Genomic DNA, 15,747 nt, shown 5'->3' on the forward strand with positions numbered 1-15,747 from the left:
CCCTTTCTGTCAAAATCAGTGTGCCTCAAACTACCATTTGTAATGCGCAAAAGCCTTATTCGCTTCAGCCATTTTATGCATATCTTCCTTCTTCTTGACAGAACCACCAGTGTTGTTAGAGGCATCGAGCAATTCTCCGGCAATCTTTTCCTGCATGGTCTTCTCGCCGCGCTTACGCGCCTGGGCAACAAGCCAACGCAGAGCTAGTGTCGAGCGACGCTCAGCTCGTACTTCGATAGGAACTTGATAGTTTGCACCACCAACACGGCGGGCCTTCACTTCTAATACTGGCATAACATTTTTCAACGCAGTGCCAAAAACTTCAAGTGGGTCTTTACCGACTTTATCTTGAATAATATTAAATGCGTTGTAGCAAATAGCCTCTGCCGTACCTTTTTTACCATCTAACATAATTTGATTGATAAACTTCGTTACGGTCTGATTTTTGTAAATCGGATCGGGCAGAACTTCGCGTTTCGCAATATATCCTTTACGTGGCATTTATTTCCCTCCTTTGTAGCGTATTTCTATTAGCTTTTAATAGGCTCATAAACCTAGGCTTTTTTCGGACGTTTTGCTCCATATTTCGAGCGCCCTTGAGCGCGTTTTTGAACAGCAGTTGTGTCCAAAGCTCCACGAACGACGTGATATCGTACGCCAGGAAGGTCTTTAATACGACCACCACGGACGAGAACCACGGAGTGTTCTTGCAAGTTGTGTCCAATTCCTGGGATATAAGAGGTGATCTCAAGCCCATTAGTCAAGCGCACACGAGCAACCTTTCGCAGTGCAGAGTTAGGTTTTTTAGGAGTTGTAGTATAAACCCTGGTGCAAACTCCCCGTTTTTGAGGTGATCCTCCTGATGGATATTGCTTACGTTTAAGTGAGTTATAGCCCCACTGTAAAGCTGGAGCTGTCGATTTTTGCTCAATTGTGGCACGACCTTTACGGATGAGTTGGTTAATTGTCGGCATATCTCCACCTCCTTTCTAATCAAATCAATATACAAGGAATTGCTTGCAGCAGCATTATGCAAGCAATTCCAAAACCTGCATTTTGGCAAACTTAGAACTCTTGTAAACCACTAATCTTCCAACACAGCTGCTACTGCTGTGCCTACTTCGATCCCACACGCTTTTCCCAATTCCTTCATAGTCGGAACCTCAATGTGTTCAACATGATGGTTACTGCACCATTCTAAAATTGGACGAAGAACATGTGTTTCAGCATCCTTGGCAACATACACACGCCGAACGAGCCCTTTTTCTAGGGCTCGTTGGGTTTGTTTCAACCCAACTGTTTTCTGTTTGGCGCGTTTCAAGGTTTCATCAAGCATCAAAATGCTTTCCCCCTTAATCACACTATTGTAGTCTATCATTTGCATTCAGAGGTGTCAATAATTCAAATTAATTTCGGATCCAAAGTTTTAATTGTCCGATACCTCGTCATGCCTGTGCCAGCGGGAATTAATTTCCCGATAATTACATTTTCTTTTAAGCCAAGTAACGGATCAACTTTTCCTTTAATAGCTGCTTCTGTAAGAACTCGGGTCGTTTCTTGGAAAGAAGCCGCGGAGAGGAAGGAATCCGTCGCCAGAGAAGCTTTAGTAATACCTAAAAGTACTGGGTGAGCTACGGCCGGTTCCCCACCTTCAATAATAGCTTGCGCGTTCTCGTCTTGGAAGTCAAAGACGTCAATTAGACCGCCTGGAAGCAAGCTTGTATCTCCAGCATCGTCAATTTTCACCTTCCGCAGCATCTGCCGAACCATAACTTCAATGTGCTTGTCGTTAATATCCACCCCTTGAAGTCGATATACTCGTTGAACTTCGCCAACCAGATAGACTTGCACCCCACGTTGACCTTTGACTTTCAACATGTCATGGGGATTAATGCTTCCTTCTGTCAGCTCGTCACCCGCTTCGACCATCTGCCCTTCTTTTACACAAAGGCGTGATCCATAAGGTATGGAATAGGTTATATGCTCGTCGGTGTCAGTGAGTAGATCTACTTCACGTCGTCCCTTAACTTCACTGATCGACACCTTACCAATTGTCTCTGCGATGATCGCTTGCCCTTTAGGTTTACGGGCTTCAAACAGCTCTTCTACCCGTGGAAGACCCTGGGTTATGTCATCCCCCGCAACACCACCTGTATGGAACGTACGCATGGTTAATTGGGTCCCAGGTTCACCAATGGATTGAGCCGCAATGATACCAACAGCTTCACCCATCTCAACCGGGCGTCCGGTTGCAAGGTTTCGCCCGTAGCACTTTTTGCAAACACCATAACGTGACTTACATGTGAGAACCGAACGGATTATAGCTGAATCAAATACCCTGACAATCTCGGCTGCCTGCTCCTCTGTTATTTCAGACTCAGGTGTAGCGAGCATCTCTCCTGTCTCTGGATGGCGAATCTCTTCCAGAACAAATCGGCCGACAAGACGCTCTACTAAAGGTTCAATGATTTCAGGACCGTCTTTGATATCTTCAACCATAATACCTGCTAAAGTTCCGCAATCTTCTTCACGAACAATCACATCTTGAGATACATCAACTAAACGACGAGTCAGATAACCAGAGTCAGCTGTCCGCAAAGCAGTATCCGCCAGACCTTTCCGAGCACCGTGAGAGGAAATAAAGTATTCCAAAACGGTTAACCCTTCCCGGAAATTCGCCTTGATTGGCAACTCAATTGTCCGTCCTGATGGGTCAGCCATCAGTCCCCGCATCCCTGCTAATTGTCTGAGCTGTTGAATATTACCCCGCGCCCCTGAAGTCGCCATCATATACACCGGGTTAAACTGATCAAGTGTATCCATCAAAGCCTGCGTCACAGTTTTAGTCGCTTTAGCCCATGTATCAATGACCAAGTTATAACGCTCTTCATCTGTAATCAAACCGCGGCGATATTGTTGCTCCGTTTTGGCAACCGCTGCGTCCGCGTCAGCGAGAATCTGAGTCTTCTCCTCGGGAACCGTAATGTCCGTCAAACCGACGGTCATGCCTGCCCGTGTTGAGAACTTAAATCCTTGGCTTTTCAGCCCGTCCAGCAAGCGTGACGTCGCTTCGTAACCCGCTTTGCGATAGGTATTAGCCACAATATCTCCAAGGCCTTTTTTACCTACAACATGGTTGACATACTCAACTTCGGGCGGAATGACCGAATTGAATATCAACCGACCTACAGTTGTTTCTAAAAGCTCTCCGTTGCGGCGAACTTTTATACTAGCCTGCAAGTGTACTTCTTTTGTATCGTAAGCCAATACGGCTTCATCATAATCTTTAAATATCTTTCCTTCACCAAAAGCACCCGGGCGATCCATGGTCAAGTAATAGGATCCCAAAACCATATCCTGGGTCGGTGTTTGAACAGGCCGTCCGTCTTTGGGGTTCAGGATATTATGAGAAGCTAGCATGAGCAATCTCGCCTCAGACTGAGCCTCTGCCGATAAAGGAACGTGGACCGCCATTTGGTCTCCATCAAAGTCCGCATTATATGCTGTACAAACTAACGGATGAATCTGCAAAGCGCGCCCTTCAACAAGAATTGGCTCAAAAGCTTGAATCCCTAAACGGTGTAGCGTTGGTGCCCGATTCAGGAGTACTGGGTGATCGGAGATCACTTCTTCGAGGACATCCCAAACCTCTGGCCGAACCCGTTCAACCATACGTTTAGCGCTTTTAATATTATGGGCATGCCCCTCATTGACAAGCTTCTTCATCACAAATGGTTTGAAAAGCTCCAAGGCCATTTCCTTGGGAAGACCACACTGATGAAGTTTGAGATTTGGCCCAACAACAATAACCGATCGTCCGGAATAATCCACCCTTTTTCCCAAAAGGTTTTGTCTAAAACGCCCTTGTTTTCCCTTTAACATATCACTCAGAGATTTAAGCGGGCGGTTTCCCGGGCCAGTCACTGGACGTCCACGACGACCATTATCAATCAAAGCATCGACTGCTTCTTGGAGCATCCTTTTTTCATTACGTACAATAATGTCTGGTGCACCCAGATCTAAAAGACGCTTTAAGCGGTTGTTCCGATTAATAACTCGACGATAAAGATCATTAAGGTCAGACGTGGCAAACCGTCCACCATCTAACTGCACCATCGGTCGCAATTCGGGCGGAATCACCGGGACGACATCCATAATCATCCAATCCGGACGATTTCCTGATGATTTAAAGGCCTCAACAACTTCGAGGCGACGAATGGCTCGAATCTTGCGTTGTCCAGATACCTCTTTTAACTCAATCCGTAGTTCGTCATTAAGTTTGTCTAAATCCATCTCTTCCAGCAACTGCTTAACAGCTTCCGCTCCCATGCTCGCTTGGAAACGATCTCCATACTTATCACGGTATTCTCGATACTCTGTTTCAGTCAGGAGTTGTTTCTTTATCAGAGATGTATCACCGGAATCTGTCACAATATAGGAGACAAAGTACAGCACTTTCTCCAAAGCACGAGGGGACATATCCAACAACAACCCCATACGGCTCGGAATTCCTTTAAAATACCAGATATGTGATACCGGAGCGGCGAGTACAATATGTCCCATTCGTTCGCGCCGAACTTTTGAACGGGTCACTTCGACTCCACAACGGTCACAAACGATTCCCTTATATCGAACGCGTTTATATTTTCCGCAGTGACATTCCCAGTCCCTCGTCGGACCAAATATTTTCTCACAAAACAGGCCTTCCCGTTCCGGTTTTAAGGTCCGATAGTTTATGGTTTCAGGCTTCTTTACCTCTCCAAATGACCACTCACGAATCATATCCGGTGAAGCTAAGCCAATACGCATGCGGTCGAAGTTATTGACGTCTAGCAATCCTTATCGCTCCTTTCGTCCGGGGGACTATTTGAGATCGCCTAGATCTATATCTTCTTCCTCAAGGACTTCCTCATTTAATTCATCGAGCGGGTCTTCCTCGTCGGTTATGAGTTCATCCTCATCGGTCAAGAGTTCGTCTTCATCCTTTGTGGCAACAATGCGTGTCGCCGGAGGTGCGAGTTCCTCATGCAGATCTATGCCGAGTTCTTTTGCGGTTTCCGTAATATCCTCATCAGTATCATGGATCTCGATTTCTTGATCATCAGCAGATAAGACTCTTACATCTAGTCCCAAACTCTGCATTTCTTTAATTAATACCTTAAAGGATTCTGGAATTCCCGGCTCAGGGATGTTCTCACCTTTGACAATCGCTTCGTAAGTCTTTACTCGACCAACGACATCGTCTGATTTCACAGTCAAAATTTCCTGCAAAGTATAAGCCGCACCATAGGCCTCCAAGGCCCAAACTTCCATTTCTCCGAAACGTTGGCCTCCAAATTGAGCTTTACCACCCAACGGCTGCTGCGTTACAAGAGAGTATGGACCCGTCGAACGAGCATGAATTTTATCGTCAACCAAATGGTGAAGCTTGAGTACATACATATAGCCAACAGTTATCTTACTATCGAACGGATCTCCCGTGCGTCCGTCATATAAGATGGTCTTCCCATCAGCTGGAAGGCCCGCTTTCTCTAAGGTTTCGAAAATGTCATTTTCAGTAGCACCGTCAAAGACTGGCGTCGCGATGCGGATCCCTAGGGCTTTAGCTGCCCTACCTAAGTGCGTTTCCAGAACCTGACCAATATTCATCCGAGAAGGAACACCCAACGGATTGAGAACAATCTCAATTGGTGTGCCATCCGGCATGAACGGCATATCCTCTTGACGCATTATCCGCGAAATAACCCCTTTGTTGCCGTGGCGACCTGCCACTTTATCACCGACAGAAATCTTCCGCTTTTGGGCAATGTAAACACGAACGAGTTGATTAACGCCAGGAGATAATTCATCCCCATTTTCACGGGTAAATACTTTAACGTCAACGATTTTCCCAGCTTCTCCGTGAGGTACACGCAAGGAGGTATCACGCACCTCACGTGCTTTTTCTCCGAAGATCGCACGCAACAGACGCTCTTCTGCCGTGAGCTCCGTCTCACCCTTCGGGGTTACTTTTCCAACCAAGATATCTCCCGGACGAACTTCTGCCCCAATTCGGATAATTCCACGTTCATCAAGATCCTTCAAAACATCTTCCCCGACATTGGGAATGTCGCGAGTAATTTCTTCAGGACCGAGCTTCGTATCACGGGCATCCGATTCATACTCTTCTATATGAATGGATGTGTAGTAATCCTCTCGCAGAAGCTTTTCGCTAATGAGGATCGCATCCTCATAGTTATACCCTTCCCAAGTCATGAAGGCCACGAGCACGTTACGTCCTAAGGCAAGCTCTCCATGGTCAGTCGACGGACCATCCGCTATAATCTGACTTGCTTCAACCCGTTCCCCTTTCATAACAATGGGTCTCTGGTTAATGCAGGTCCCCTGGTTGGAACGTGAATATTTGAGTAACTTGTGCTTTTCGGTTGTTCCATCATCATGAAGCACAATAATTTCGTCGGCAGTCGCCCGCTCTACAACTCCAGCTTGTTTAGTAACTGCACAAACACCAGAGTCCTTAGCCGTCTTGTATTCCATTCCAGTCCCGACGTAAGGTGAATCCGTGCGCAAGAGTGGTACAGCCTGACGTTGCATATTCGATCCCATCAACGCTCGATTCGCATCATCATGCTCGAGAAATGGGATAAGTGCTGTTGCAATGGATACCATCTGTTTTGGAGAAACGTCCATGTAATCGACCAAGCTCGGCGACACATAAACAAAGTCCGGACCGTGACGACCATCAATTTTCTCTCCAAGGAACTTGCCATTTTCATCAAGTGGCGCATTCGCCTGAGCCACGACATATTTCTCTTCCTGGTCAGCAGTTAAATAATGTATCTCATCGGTAACCCTGCCGCCCTCTTTATCAGCTCTACGGTAAGGGGCTTCGATAAATCCATAAGGATTAATACGGCCATACGTGCTTAAAGAGCCAATCAACCCAATGTTCGGACCTTCTGGCGTCTCTACTGGACACATCCTGCCATAGTGGGAATGATGAACGTCACGCACTTCAAATCCTGCGCGTTCTCTGCTTAAACCCCCAGGGCCCAAAGCACTTAAACGGCGCTTATGTGTTAACTCAGCCAATGGATTTGTTTGGTCCATGAACTGCGACAACTGGCTACTACCAAAAAACTCCTTGATTGCAGCAACGACAGGTCGAATATTAATTAATACCTGAGGGGTAATCACTTCGACGTCCTGAATCGTCATCCGTTCGCGGACCACGCGTTCCATACGAGATAAACCGATTCGGAACTGATTCTGGAGAAGTTCCCCAACCGAGCGCAACCGACGATTTCCTAGATGGTCGATGTCATCCTTATGTCCGTCCCCATCCATTAAGGCCAGCAGTCGCTGAACTGCAGCCACGATATCCCCACGAGTTAAATGTCGAACATCCATTGGAATATCCAAGCCCAGTTTGTTGTTAAGTTTATACCTACCAACCTTAGCAAGATCATAACGCTTGGCATCAAAGAACAGCGCCTCTAGTAATGAGCGCGCACTATCGACTGTCGGAGGTTCCCCTGGTCTTAAACGTTTATAGATTTCAACCAAAGCTTCTTCTGTTGATTCCGAGTTGTCTCTTTCCAATGTAGCGCGGATATATTCATTATCGTTAAACAACTCCAAAATCTGGCCGTTGCTTGCGTATCCTAAAGCTCGAATAAGAACTGTGCCCGGTAATTTCCTTGTTCGGTCAACCCTTACAAAGATATTATCGTTCACATCCGATTCGAATTCCAACCAAGCCCCACGATTCGGAATAACTGTAGCCCCATAGAGTTTCTTACCACTCGCATCAATTTGTTCTGCATAATAGACCCCTGGCGAACGTACAAGCTGGCTGACAATAACACGTTCAGCACCATTGATAATAAACGTGCCTTTGTCTGTCATTAGCGGGAAATCCCCCATAAAGACTTCCTGTTCCTTTACTTCTCCAGTTTCCTTGTTAATGAGGCGTACCTTTACGCGTAGAGGCGCTGCGAATGTGACATCACGTTCCTTACACTCCTCTACCTGATATTTAGCCTCTCCCAAGCTATAGTCAATAAATTCCAAAACGAGATTGCCTGTGAAATCTTGAATCGGTGAAATATCGCGAAACATATCGCGCAACCCTTCATCAAGAAACCAACGATAGGAGTTCTGCTGAATTTCAATCAAATTCGGCATGTCGAGGACTTCCCGGATTCTGGAGTAACTCCAGCGCTCCCGTGTCCCAACCTTAACAGGATAGAACATTTGCGTTTCACCCCTCAGTGCGGTTTCCTCTCAGTGAGGTATAATATATTGACATATACAGCCAAAAGCAAGGCCTTTATATAAAACCTCGCTTTAACTGTTTATGGTGTTCCGAATTATTGCGATAATTTCAAGATAATATCTCCTTATTACCCAAATCAATGCAAAATATTACCAATGTCTACAAGTTATTACCATAGCATGGACAGATTAAGCAATAATTCCAATTAGGCATGGTAACATTCATAGATTATAACAAAACCATAACACGCTGTCAAGTATTATTTTATACTTTCAAGGACTGTTCTACATTAAGCATTCTTTATCATAATTAAAGAAGGTACCCTCCTCGAGAGAGAGTACCTTCTCTATTTCTCTAAATCTTATTTTACTTCGACGGTTGCGCCAGCTTCGGTTAATTTAGCCTTCAGCGCCTCAGCTTCGTCTTTAGTTACTTTCTCTTTGACTGCTTTTGGAGCATTGTCTACGAGATCTTTAGCTTCTTTGAGACCTAAGCCTGTTGCTTCACGAACAACTTTGATAACGCCAATTTTGGAAGCTCCGCAATTCATGAGCATAACATCAAATTCTGTCTTTTCTTCTGCTTCTTCAGCTGCAGGAGCTGCGCCTCCAGCTACGCCTGCAACTGCTACAGGAGCTGCTGCACTAACACCAAACTCTTCTTCAAACGCCTTAACCAATTCAGATAGCTCGAGAACTGTTAAACCTTTAACGGATTCTAGGATTTCATTTACTTTAGACATTTTATTTCCTCCTTAAAATATGAATACTTTTTGACGAAGATTATTAGACTATTGTGCTGCCTTGAGCTTACGCACTTCTTCCAAGGCATATCCCATTTTGCGGATCGGTCCTTGGAGAACGTTGGCCATACCAGCAAGAGGCGCCTGCATTCCACGTAAGACCATAGCAAGGAGAACTTCGCGTGAAGGAAGTTCAGCCAGAGCTTTAACACCCTCTGCACCAATTACCTTTCCTTCTAAAACCCCAGCCTTAATTTTAAATGTTTTGAGTTTATTTACCTTCACAAATTCCATTAAAATTTTTGCGGGAGCAACAGGATCTGCACTAAAAGCAAGCGCTGTCGGTCCTTTTAGATAAGATTCTAGACCCTCTACTCCAATTTCATCAGCTGCGCGACGTACGAGTGTGTTTTTCAAAACTTTGTACTCCACTCCAGCTTGACGCAATTGAGTACGCAATTGGGTCACTTGGGCTACTGTCAAACCACGATAGTCAGCCAAAACAACGCTTGAAGCTTGTTGGAACTTTTCCTTAATTTCCGAAACTACTTGGCTTTTTTCTTCTATATTAGGCATTCTGTGTACCTCCTTCCTTCAGATAAACTTAAAGAAAACTTGGCAGGCGACTGCCTAGTTGCACTTATGCGCTGGCCATGACTCGAACAAGGATGTTCGAGGTTAGAGCATCGCCCGAAGACACTGTCTTCGCACGTATTAGCCTTCTTGCAGGATGGCTAGATGCCGCGATGGCCGAGTGTCCCTGTAGCCAAGACTCGAACACAACGTTCAAGATTAGAGCACAGCCCGAAGACACTGTCTTCGCACGTATTAGCCTTCTTGCAGGATGGCAAGGTGCCATGATGGCGAGAAGGGACGTTCCAGAAAGTATGCAAACGAAGTTTATACTTTCTGACTAGTGCAGCAAAAAACCTCCGCGCCTGCAGAGGTTAAGAACGCCAAATAAGTATCTATCGGCTTGTCTTCCAACCTCGGCAGGACATTAAGCCTTTCGGCACCTGCTTTCTACAGCGGACATTATTCGATTCTCGGTAAGTCTAACCCATTTACAGGATACTGTCAAGAACATGTTTTTATTACAGAGCTTTAGCTGGGTTAATGCGTACACCAGGACCCATTGTTGAGCAAACCGTAACACTGCGCATATATTGACCCTTTGCAGCTGCAGGCTTAGCTTTAACGATAGTCTCCGCTAACACACGATAGTTCTCTAACAGTTGATCCGCGCTGAACGAGGCTTTGCCAATTGGCGCATGTATAATACCAGCCTTCTCTGCACGGTATTCAATCTTACCAGCTTTAATTTCTTTGATCGCACGAGTTACATCAGGTGTGACCGTTCCAGTTTTCGGGTTTGGCATAAGTCCTTTAGGTCCGAGAACACGGCCCAATTTACCAACCATTCCCATCATGTCTGGCGTTGCGACAACAACTTCAAAGTCAAACCAGCCTTGCTCGATTTTCGCAATCATGTCTTCTGCGCCGACAAAGTCTGCACCAGCTGCTTCTGCTTCTTTGGCCTTATCCCCTTTAGCAAATACCAACACTGACCGGGTTTTACCCGTGCCATTAGGTAGCACAATTGCGCCACGAATTTGTTGGTCTGCATGACGAGTGTCAATGCCTAATTTAAAAGCGACTTCAACTGTTTCATCAAACTTTGCTTTAGCGTTAGCTTTTACAACTGCAAATGCCTCTGCCGGTTCATGAAGCATATTGCGATCAAAAGATTTTACAGCCTCTTGATACTTTTTACCTACTTTAGCCATTCTTTTAACCTCCTTGTGGTTATGCGGGTCTAAACCCTCCCACAGTAATTTTAGCCCTCTACAACATCGATGCCCATGCTCCGCGCTGTACCTTCAATCATGCGCATTGCTGCTTCGACAGTTGCTGCATTCAGATCCTTCATCTTTATGTCCGCGATCTCGCGTACCTTAGATTTGGGGACGCTTGCAACCTTTTTGCGGTTCGGCTCAGCAGAACCCGAAGTAATATTCGCCGCTTTTTTTAGCAATACTGCTGCCGGCGGAGTTTTGGTGATAAAGGTAAAGGAACGATCTTCATAGACAGTAATCTCAACCGGAATAATAAGTCCCGCTTGATCCTTGGTGCGTTCATTGTATTCTTTGCAGAAGGCCATAATGTTGACCCCATGTTGACCCAGAGCTGGACCAACCGGAGGTGCCGGTGTAGCTTTCCCTGCTGTAATCGCCAATTTTACCAATCCAATTACTTTTTTTGCCATTGTCATTACACCTCCTTGTTAAAGTATCTCTTCCCTTAGTCGAGTTTTTGAACCTGTGCAAACTCCAACTCAACCGGAGTCTCTCGTCCAAACATGGACACTTCAACCCGCAGTTTGCCTTTGTCTGCAAGGATTTCACGAACCACTCCCACAAAGTCCTTAAAGGGACCAGCAATAACTTGGACACTTTGATTAATCTCAAAATCAATCCGCGTGTGTACTTCATCCATCCCCATTTGTTGCAAAATCTTTACAACTTCTTGATCGAGCAAAGGGATTGGCTTTGTTCCAGTTCCAACAAACCCAGTTACTCCAGGTGTATTACGCACAACATACCATGAATCGTCTGTCATTTCCATTTCGACGAGTACATAGCCTGGATAGACCTTGCGCTTAGTGACCTTTTCTTTTCCGTTCTTGAACTCGATTTCATCTTCCATCGGAACAAGTACACGAAAAATCTTTTCTTCCATGTTCATGGACTCGACTCGTTTTTCGAGATTCATCTTTACTTTGTTTTCATACCCGGAATATGTGTGAATAACAAACCAGTCTTTTGCCATTTCTCAGGGACCTCCTCAGACACTGCCTTAGAGACTCACGGGGTTAGGGCAGTAACTTGGTCAAGACCCAACTTAAGCCACTATCGACAAACCACATCAGAACTGAAACAATCGCCACCGCAACAAACACAACCGCTGTGTAGGTGAGCAACTGTCTACGGCTAGGCCAATGAACTTTCTTTAACTCGCTCAAAACCCCACGGAAATACTCCGCTGCCTTATCTGTCTGTCGCTGAGTATTGGCCGGTTTTTTCAACGCGCCCATCACTTCACTTCCTTACACGACACTGTGACAACGCTTCCTGGCGTACAGTCTAAACCATTGCAAAAAAAAATTACTTTGTTTCCTTATGAAGAGTGTGAGTCTTGCAAAACTTGCAAAACTTCTGAGCCTCCAAACGATCTGGATTATTTTTCTTATTTTTTATTGTAGCATAGTTACGGTGCTTGCAATCCGTACACGCTAAAATAATGCCAACACGCATTCACGAACACCTCCCGGACAACGGTAGGACGCTGTATTTTAATACATTACTCAAAATACTTTATCACAAGACAATTTCTCTGTCAAGAAAAAATATCTTATAACAAAAAAGACAGCTTTGCTGTCTGATTGGACTTGGTTGCGGGGGCCGGATTTGAACCGACGACCTTCGGGTTATGAGCCCGACGAGCTACCACTGCTCCACCCCGCGAAGTTGCATAACCCAGCTGTACAAGATGCCTAGCACTTTGCCATCTGTTCCGTGAATTAGTGTGCCCACCTGGGAAACCCTATTCAGATTTAATGACTACCTTAATGGAGCCGATGGCAGGACTCGAACCTGTAACCTGCTGATTACAAATCAGCTGCTCTACCAATTGAGCTACATCGGCACTAATTGCTCGTGCTTTATTCGACACATTATCGCTAGGCACTTACGCAGTATACCATCTTTCTTTTTGCAATGCAAGCTTTTTTATTTGTGAGGGTATATGTAAAATTATCCATCTCTTCGTTCTAAATAGCGCTCGAGCTTCCTTTTAACCCTTTGCAACGCATTATCGATAGATTTTACATGTCTCCTCAAATCTACGGCGATTTCCTGATAAGATTTCCCTTCTAAATAAGACATCAGTACTTTCCACTCCAAGGAACTGAGGATTTCACCCATTTTTTCCTCGATGTCGTCAAATTCTTCCCGACTGATAATAAGTTCTTCCGGATCCGTAATTCGAGTTCCCGAAATTACATCTAAAAGTGTTCGATCAGAATCTTCGTCATAAATGGGTTTATTTAGAGAAACATATGAGTTTAGGGGAATGTGTTTCTGCCGGGTTGCTGTTTTAATCGCAGTAATAATCTGACGGGTGATACATAATTCGGCAAAAGCCCGAAAGGAAGAAAGTTTGTCGCCACGAAAGTCCCTAATGGCCTTATAGAGTCCGATCATACCCTCTTGGATAATATCTTCACGATCAGCTCCAATGAGAAAGTAAGAACGCGCTTTGGCCCTAACAAAGTTTTTATATTTGTTGATTAGGTGCTCCAGTGCAGTAGTGTCGCCTTCCTTTGCAAGCTCAACCACCTCTTCATCCACGATAACGTCGATGATTTCGCATTCCGGTAGTTCTGATTGGGCTTGAAGAGTCAAGTTGATCCCCCCTACAATGTCGTCATGAAGAAGACGAAATCCGCCTCGCCCTTGTCCACGAGAACATTCTCATTATACTCGACCCTAAAGAAAAGCGTCAAGGCGAAGTTTTGGTTGTTCTGTCGCTATAAGCGAAGTTTAGATGCCTGAAGTCCGTAGCGCGAAATTGTTTGCGAACAAACTTTTAGAAATTGCAAAAATAGCAAGCCTAAACCCCCGATCCAAAATTCGGATCGGGCTTAGAGTTTCGTAGATTATAACTCGTGCTTTATCCCTCTAAAGAAAACTTGGTTGGTACCCACGAAGACACTGTCTTCGCACGTATTAGCCTTCTTGCAGGATGGCGAGAAGGGACCTTCCAGAAAGTATGCAACAAAAAGTTACACTTTCTGACTGGTAGAACTAATTCTCTGTCTGAGAACTTCGTAAAGCATAACTGACCCTGCAACGCTAGCATTTAGCGAAGTAACCTGCCCCTTCATAGGTAAGCTGACGATCTCGTCGCACTTCTCGCGAAGCAAACGACTTATGCCTTTCCCTTCGCTACCGATTACAATAACTCGAGCACCTGTGAGATCCGCTTCGAAGGCTCCTCTCCCTCCTGCTTCAGCCCCAGACACCCAACACCCTCTCTTTTTCAATTCCTGCAACGCCTGAACCAAATTGCTCACTCGTGCGACACGCACATACTCAACTGCCCCAGCAGATGTTTTGGCAACAGTGCCCGTCAAAGCGACACTTCTCCGTTTGGGGATGATTACTCCATGGGCTCCAACAGCATCTACCGTCCTCAGCAGTGCACCTAAATTATGTGGATCTTCGATCTCATCAAGCATCAAGATAAAGGGATCTTCTTGTCGCTCTTCCGCTAAGGCTAGAATGTCGTCGATACTGGAATATTCTCTTGCAGCGATGTAAGCAAGCATTCCTTGGTGTCGCTCTCGATCCGTTATCCTGTCAAGCGTTTGACGATCCACAAATTGGTAAGGAATACTCTTTTCATGCAATAGCGCAATGATTTCTTGATTACGCCCATTTGGACCTTCCGACTGAATAAGAACTTTGTTAACGGGCTTTCCACTTTTCAGAAGCTCTAAAACAGGATTTTTCCCGTAAACTATTTCATCGTTCAAGTAGTTCACTTCTTTCCTTTCAGGGATTTCAATCTTCCACAGCTATACTTGCCCTGATGACAGACCCCTTGAGTTACGCAAGTCGGACCCGCTTCGCTAAAGAGATTGGGAGCTACGGCGCGTACCAATTGCAGCATCTTTTCCGCTAAGGAACGAATCTCCCACTGTGCCCTCATGCAAGTTCGATGTTCAAAAAAGTTCAATAATGATCGAGCATTAAACGTAGCCATTAGTGAAGTTGTGCAGGCATTAGGCAAGACATAACGGGCATCTTCTGCCGGCACACAACTTAAGAGTTCCTGATAGTCTTCTTGGAGACGGGCCATAACCTTTTCAAAGCGTCCTAACGATTCAGCGTTTTGCTTTACACTTGGCGGAATGACAAACTCGAAGCCTTTTTCTTCGACATAGCGCTGGGAACGCTGAGAATAACTCGCAATCCGATGGCGTACAAGCTGGTGGGAAAGTGCACGCGAGACACCATCTATAGAAAACTGAAAACTTACATGCTCAAAAGTGGAAAGATGGCCCATCTCTCGTAATTTACGGACGAAGCTTGCCACCACCTCATCCTCTAAATGTTGCAAAAGATCAGGTACCGGGTCCGCTGAATAGCACAAGCGGGCAGCGGCGGCAACTACTTTTTCTGGATCAGGTGTGTACTGAATGAGATCCACACGCATCGTAACAGTTCCCTCTCTTCTCTTTACTTTTCAGACATTACCTGCCTCTTTCAGCAATTCCTCCTGAAGCATGTTGTCGACCTTGTTAAATGCCCATTGCATACGCTCGATTTGTCCGTTCATATGCCAATAACCTACTAAGCTTTCAAACGCTGTCGCATGCCGATAGGTCACCACATCTACATTTTTGGGATGCCCTCCCTTGGCATTTCGTCCACGTAAAACGACTCGCTGTTCAACTTCGTCGAGATCTGGCAAAAGGACGCGCAAAAGTTGAGCTTGGGTACTAGCACGAACATAGCTGATTGCTTGTTTGTGAAGCTCCTTGACTTTTTCATACCCCAGCTCCAGAAGATGTGTACGAACCCAAAGTTCGTAGACCGCATCTCCCAAGTAGGCCAATGTTAAGGCATTCATTTCCTGCCAATTTCGCATGGATTCTCCTTTT

17 protein-coding genes, 2 tRNA genes and 1 other annotated feature are annotated in these 15,747 nt (G+C 45.4%); of the genes, 1 reads left to right on the forward strand and 18 read right to left on the reverse strand.

Features of this window, described 5'->3' with window-relative positions; all coding sequences use genetic code 11:
* Window positions 1–30 precede the first annotated feature (30 nt).
* The 7 genes from rpsG to rplJ form a co-directional block, all read right to left on the reverse strand.
* A complete protein-coding gene (gene rpsG, locus DOT_RS09550; RefSeq protein ID WP_009617606.1) occupies window positions 31–501 on the reverse strand; it encodes a 30S ribosomal protein S7 in 471 nt (156 codons plus the stop codon).
* Window positions 502–554: 53 nt separating this feature from the next.
* Window positions 555–974, reverse strand: a complete 420-nt coding sequence (rpsL, locus tag DOT_RS09555) for a 30S ribosomal protein S12 (RefSeq protein ID WP_009617608.1) — start codon at window positions 972–974, stop codon at window positions 555–557.
* A gap of 110 nt (window positions 975–1,084) precedes the next feature.
* Window positions 1,085–1,336 carry a ribosomal L7Ae/L30e/S12e/Gadd45 family protein gene (locus DOT_RS09560; protein ID WP_009617615.1) on the reverse strand — a complete coding sequence of 84 codons (252 nt, stop codon included), beginning with the start codon at window positions 1,334–1,336 and terminating at the stop codon, window positions 1,085–1,087.
* A gap of 65 nt (window positions 1,337–1,401) precedes the next feature.
* Window positions 1,402–4,836, reverse strand: a complete 3,435-nt coding sequence (gene rpoC, locus DOT_RS09565) for a DNA-directed RNA polymerase subunit beta' (protein ID WP_040411752.1) — start codon at window positions 4,834–4,836, stop codon at window positions 1,402–1,404.
* A 27-nt stretch (window positions 4,837–4,863) separates the two neighbouring features.
* The gene (rpoB, locus tag DOT_RS09570) at window positions 4,864–8,256 is read right to left on the reverse strand and encodes a DNA-directed RNA polymerase subunit beta (protein ID WP_009617619.1); all 3,393 of its coding nucleotides are present in this window, start codon (window positions 8,254–8,256) and stop codon (window positions 4,864–4,866) included.
* Window positions 8,257–8,639: 383 nt separating this feature from the next.
* Window positions 8,640–9,020 (reverse strand): 50S ribosomal protein L7/L12, encoded by a 381-nt coding sequence (gene rplL, locus DOT_RS09575; RefSeq protein WP_009617621.1) that lies wholly within the window; start codon window positions 9,018–9,020, stop codon window positions 8,640–8,642.
* 48 nt (window positions 9,021–9,068) lie between these two features.
* Entirely contained in the window at window positions 9,069–9,596 is a 528-nt protein-coding gene (rplJ, locus tag DOT_RS09580) for a 50S ribosomal protein L10 (protein WP_009617623.1), read from the reverse strand.
* Between the two features lie 77 nt (window positions 9,597–9,673).
* On the opposite strand from rplJ, the gene DOT_RS09585 reads away from it, so the two are divergent.
* Window positions 9,674–9,937, forward strand: coding sequence for a hypothetical protein (locus tag DOT_RS09585; RefSeq protein ID WP_040411755.1), 264 nt, complete (start codon window positions 9,674–9,676; stop codon window positions 9,935–9,937).
* Window positions 9,935–10,067 (reverse strand) — a sequence feature (ribosomal protein L10 leader region). Its footprint overlaps the gene before it by 3 nt.
* 47 nt (window positions 10,068–10,114) lie before the next feature.
* Here DOT_RS09585 and rplA read toward each other — a convergent pair.
* The 11 genes from rplA to DOT_RS09640 all read right to left on the reverse strand — a co-directional run bounded on the left by rplA (window position 10,115) and on the right by DOT_RS09640 (window position 15,734).
* On the reverse strand, window positions 10,115–10,807 hold the full coding sequence (gene rplA, locus DOT_RS09590) for a 50S ribosomal protein L1 (RefSeq protein ID WP_009617625.1): 693 nt from the start codon (window positions 10,805–10,807) through the stop codon (window positions 10,115–10,117).
* 50 nt (window positions 10,808–10,857) lie between these two features.
* On the reverse strand, window positions 10,858–11,286 hold the full coding sequence (gene rplK, locus DOT_RS09595; protein WP_009617628.1) for a 50S ribosomal protein L11: 429 nt from the start codon (window positions 11,284–11,286) through the stop codon (window positions 10,858–10,860).
* Between the two features lie 35 nt (window positions 11,287–11,321).
* Window positions 11,322–11,849 carry a transcription termination/antitermination protein NusG gene (gene nusG, locus DOT_RS09600; RefSeq protein ID WP_009617630.1) on the reverse strand — a complete coding sequence of 176 codons (528 nt, stop codon included), beginning with the start codon at window positions 11,847–11,849 and terminating at the stop codon, window positions 11,322–11,324.
* 43 nt (window positions 11,850–11,892) lie between these two features.
* Window positions 11,893–12,114: a preprotein translocase subunit SecE gene (gene secE, locus DOT_RS09605; protein ID WP_009617632.1), complete on the reverse strand. Its 222-nt coding sequence runs from the start codon at window positions 12,112–12,114 to the stop codon at window positions 11,893–11,895.
* A gap of 70 nt (window positions 12,115–12,184) precedes the next feature.
* Window positions 12,185–12,334, reverse strand: coding sequence for a 50S ribosomal protein L33 (rpmG, locus tag DOT_RS09610; RefSeq protein WP_009617633.1), 150 nt, complete (start codon window positions 12,332–12,334; stop codon window positions 12,185–12,187).
* Between the two features lie 135 nt (window positions 12,335–12,469).
* Window positions 12,470–12,544: transfer RNA gene (locus tag DOT_RS09615), tRNA-Met, on the reverse strand.
* A 105-nt stretch (window positions 12,545–12,649) separates the two neighbouring features.
* Window positions 12,650–12,725: transfer RNA gene (locus DOT_RS09620), tRNA-Thr, on the reverse strand.
* A gap of 107 nt (window positions 12,726–12,832) precedes the next feature.
* The gene (gene sigH, locus DOT_RS09625; protein WP_040411757.1) at window positions 12,833–13,483 is read right to left on the reverse strand and encodes an RNA polymerase sporulation sigma factor SigH; all 651 of its coding nucleotides are present in this window, start codon (window positions 13,481–13,483) and stop codon (window positions 12,833–12,835) included.
* A 380-nt stretch (window positions 13,484–13,863) separates the two neighbouring features.
* Window positions 13,864–14,616, reverse strand: a complete 753-nt coding sequence (rlmB, locus tag DOT_RS09630; protein ID WP_040411758.1) for a 23S rRNA (guanosine(2251)-2'-O)-methyltransferase RlmB — start codon at window positions 14,614–14,616, stop codon at window positions 13,864–13,866.
* A gap of 5 nt (window positions 14,617–14,621) precedes the next feature.
* Window positions 14,622–15,299, reverse strand: coding sequence for an FAD-dependent thymidylate synthase (gene thyX, locus DOT_RS09635; RefSeq protein ID WP_009617638.1), 678 nt, complete (start codon window positions 15,297–15,299; stop codon window positions 14,622–14,624).
* 30 nt (window positions 15,300–15,329) lie between these two features.
* Window positions 15,330–15,734, reverse strand: coding sequence for a ribonuclease III domain-containing protein (locus DOT_RS09640; protein ID WP_009617640.1), 405 nt, complete (start codon window positions 15,732–15,734; stop codon window positions 15,330–15,332).
* Window positions 15,735–15,747: the final 13 nt, after the last annotated feature.

The sequence above is a fragment of the Desulfosporosinus sp. OT genome (assembly GCF_000224515.1).
GTDB lineage: Bacteria > Bacillota > Desulfitobacteriia > Desulfitobacteriales > Desulfitobacteriaceae > Desulfosporosinus.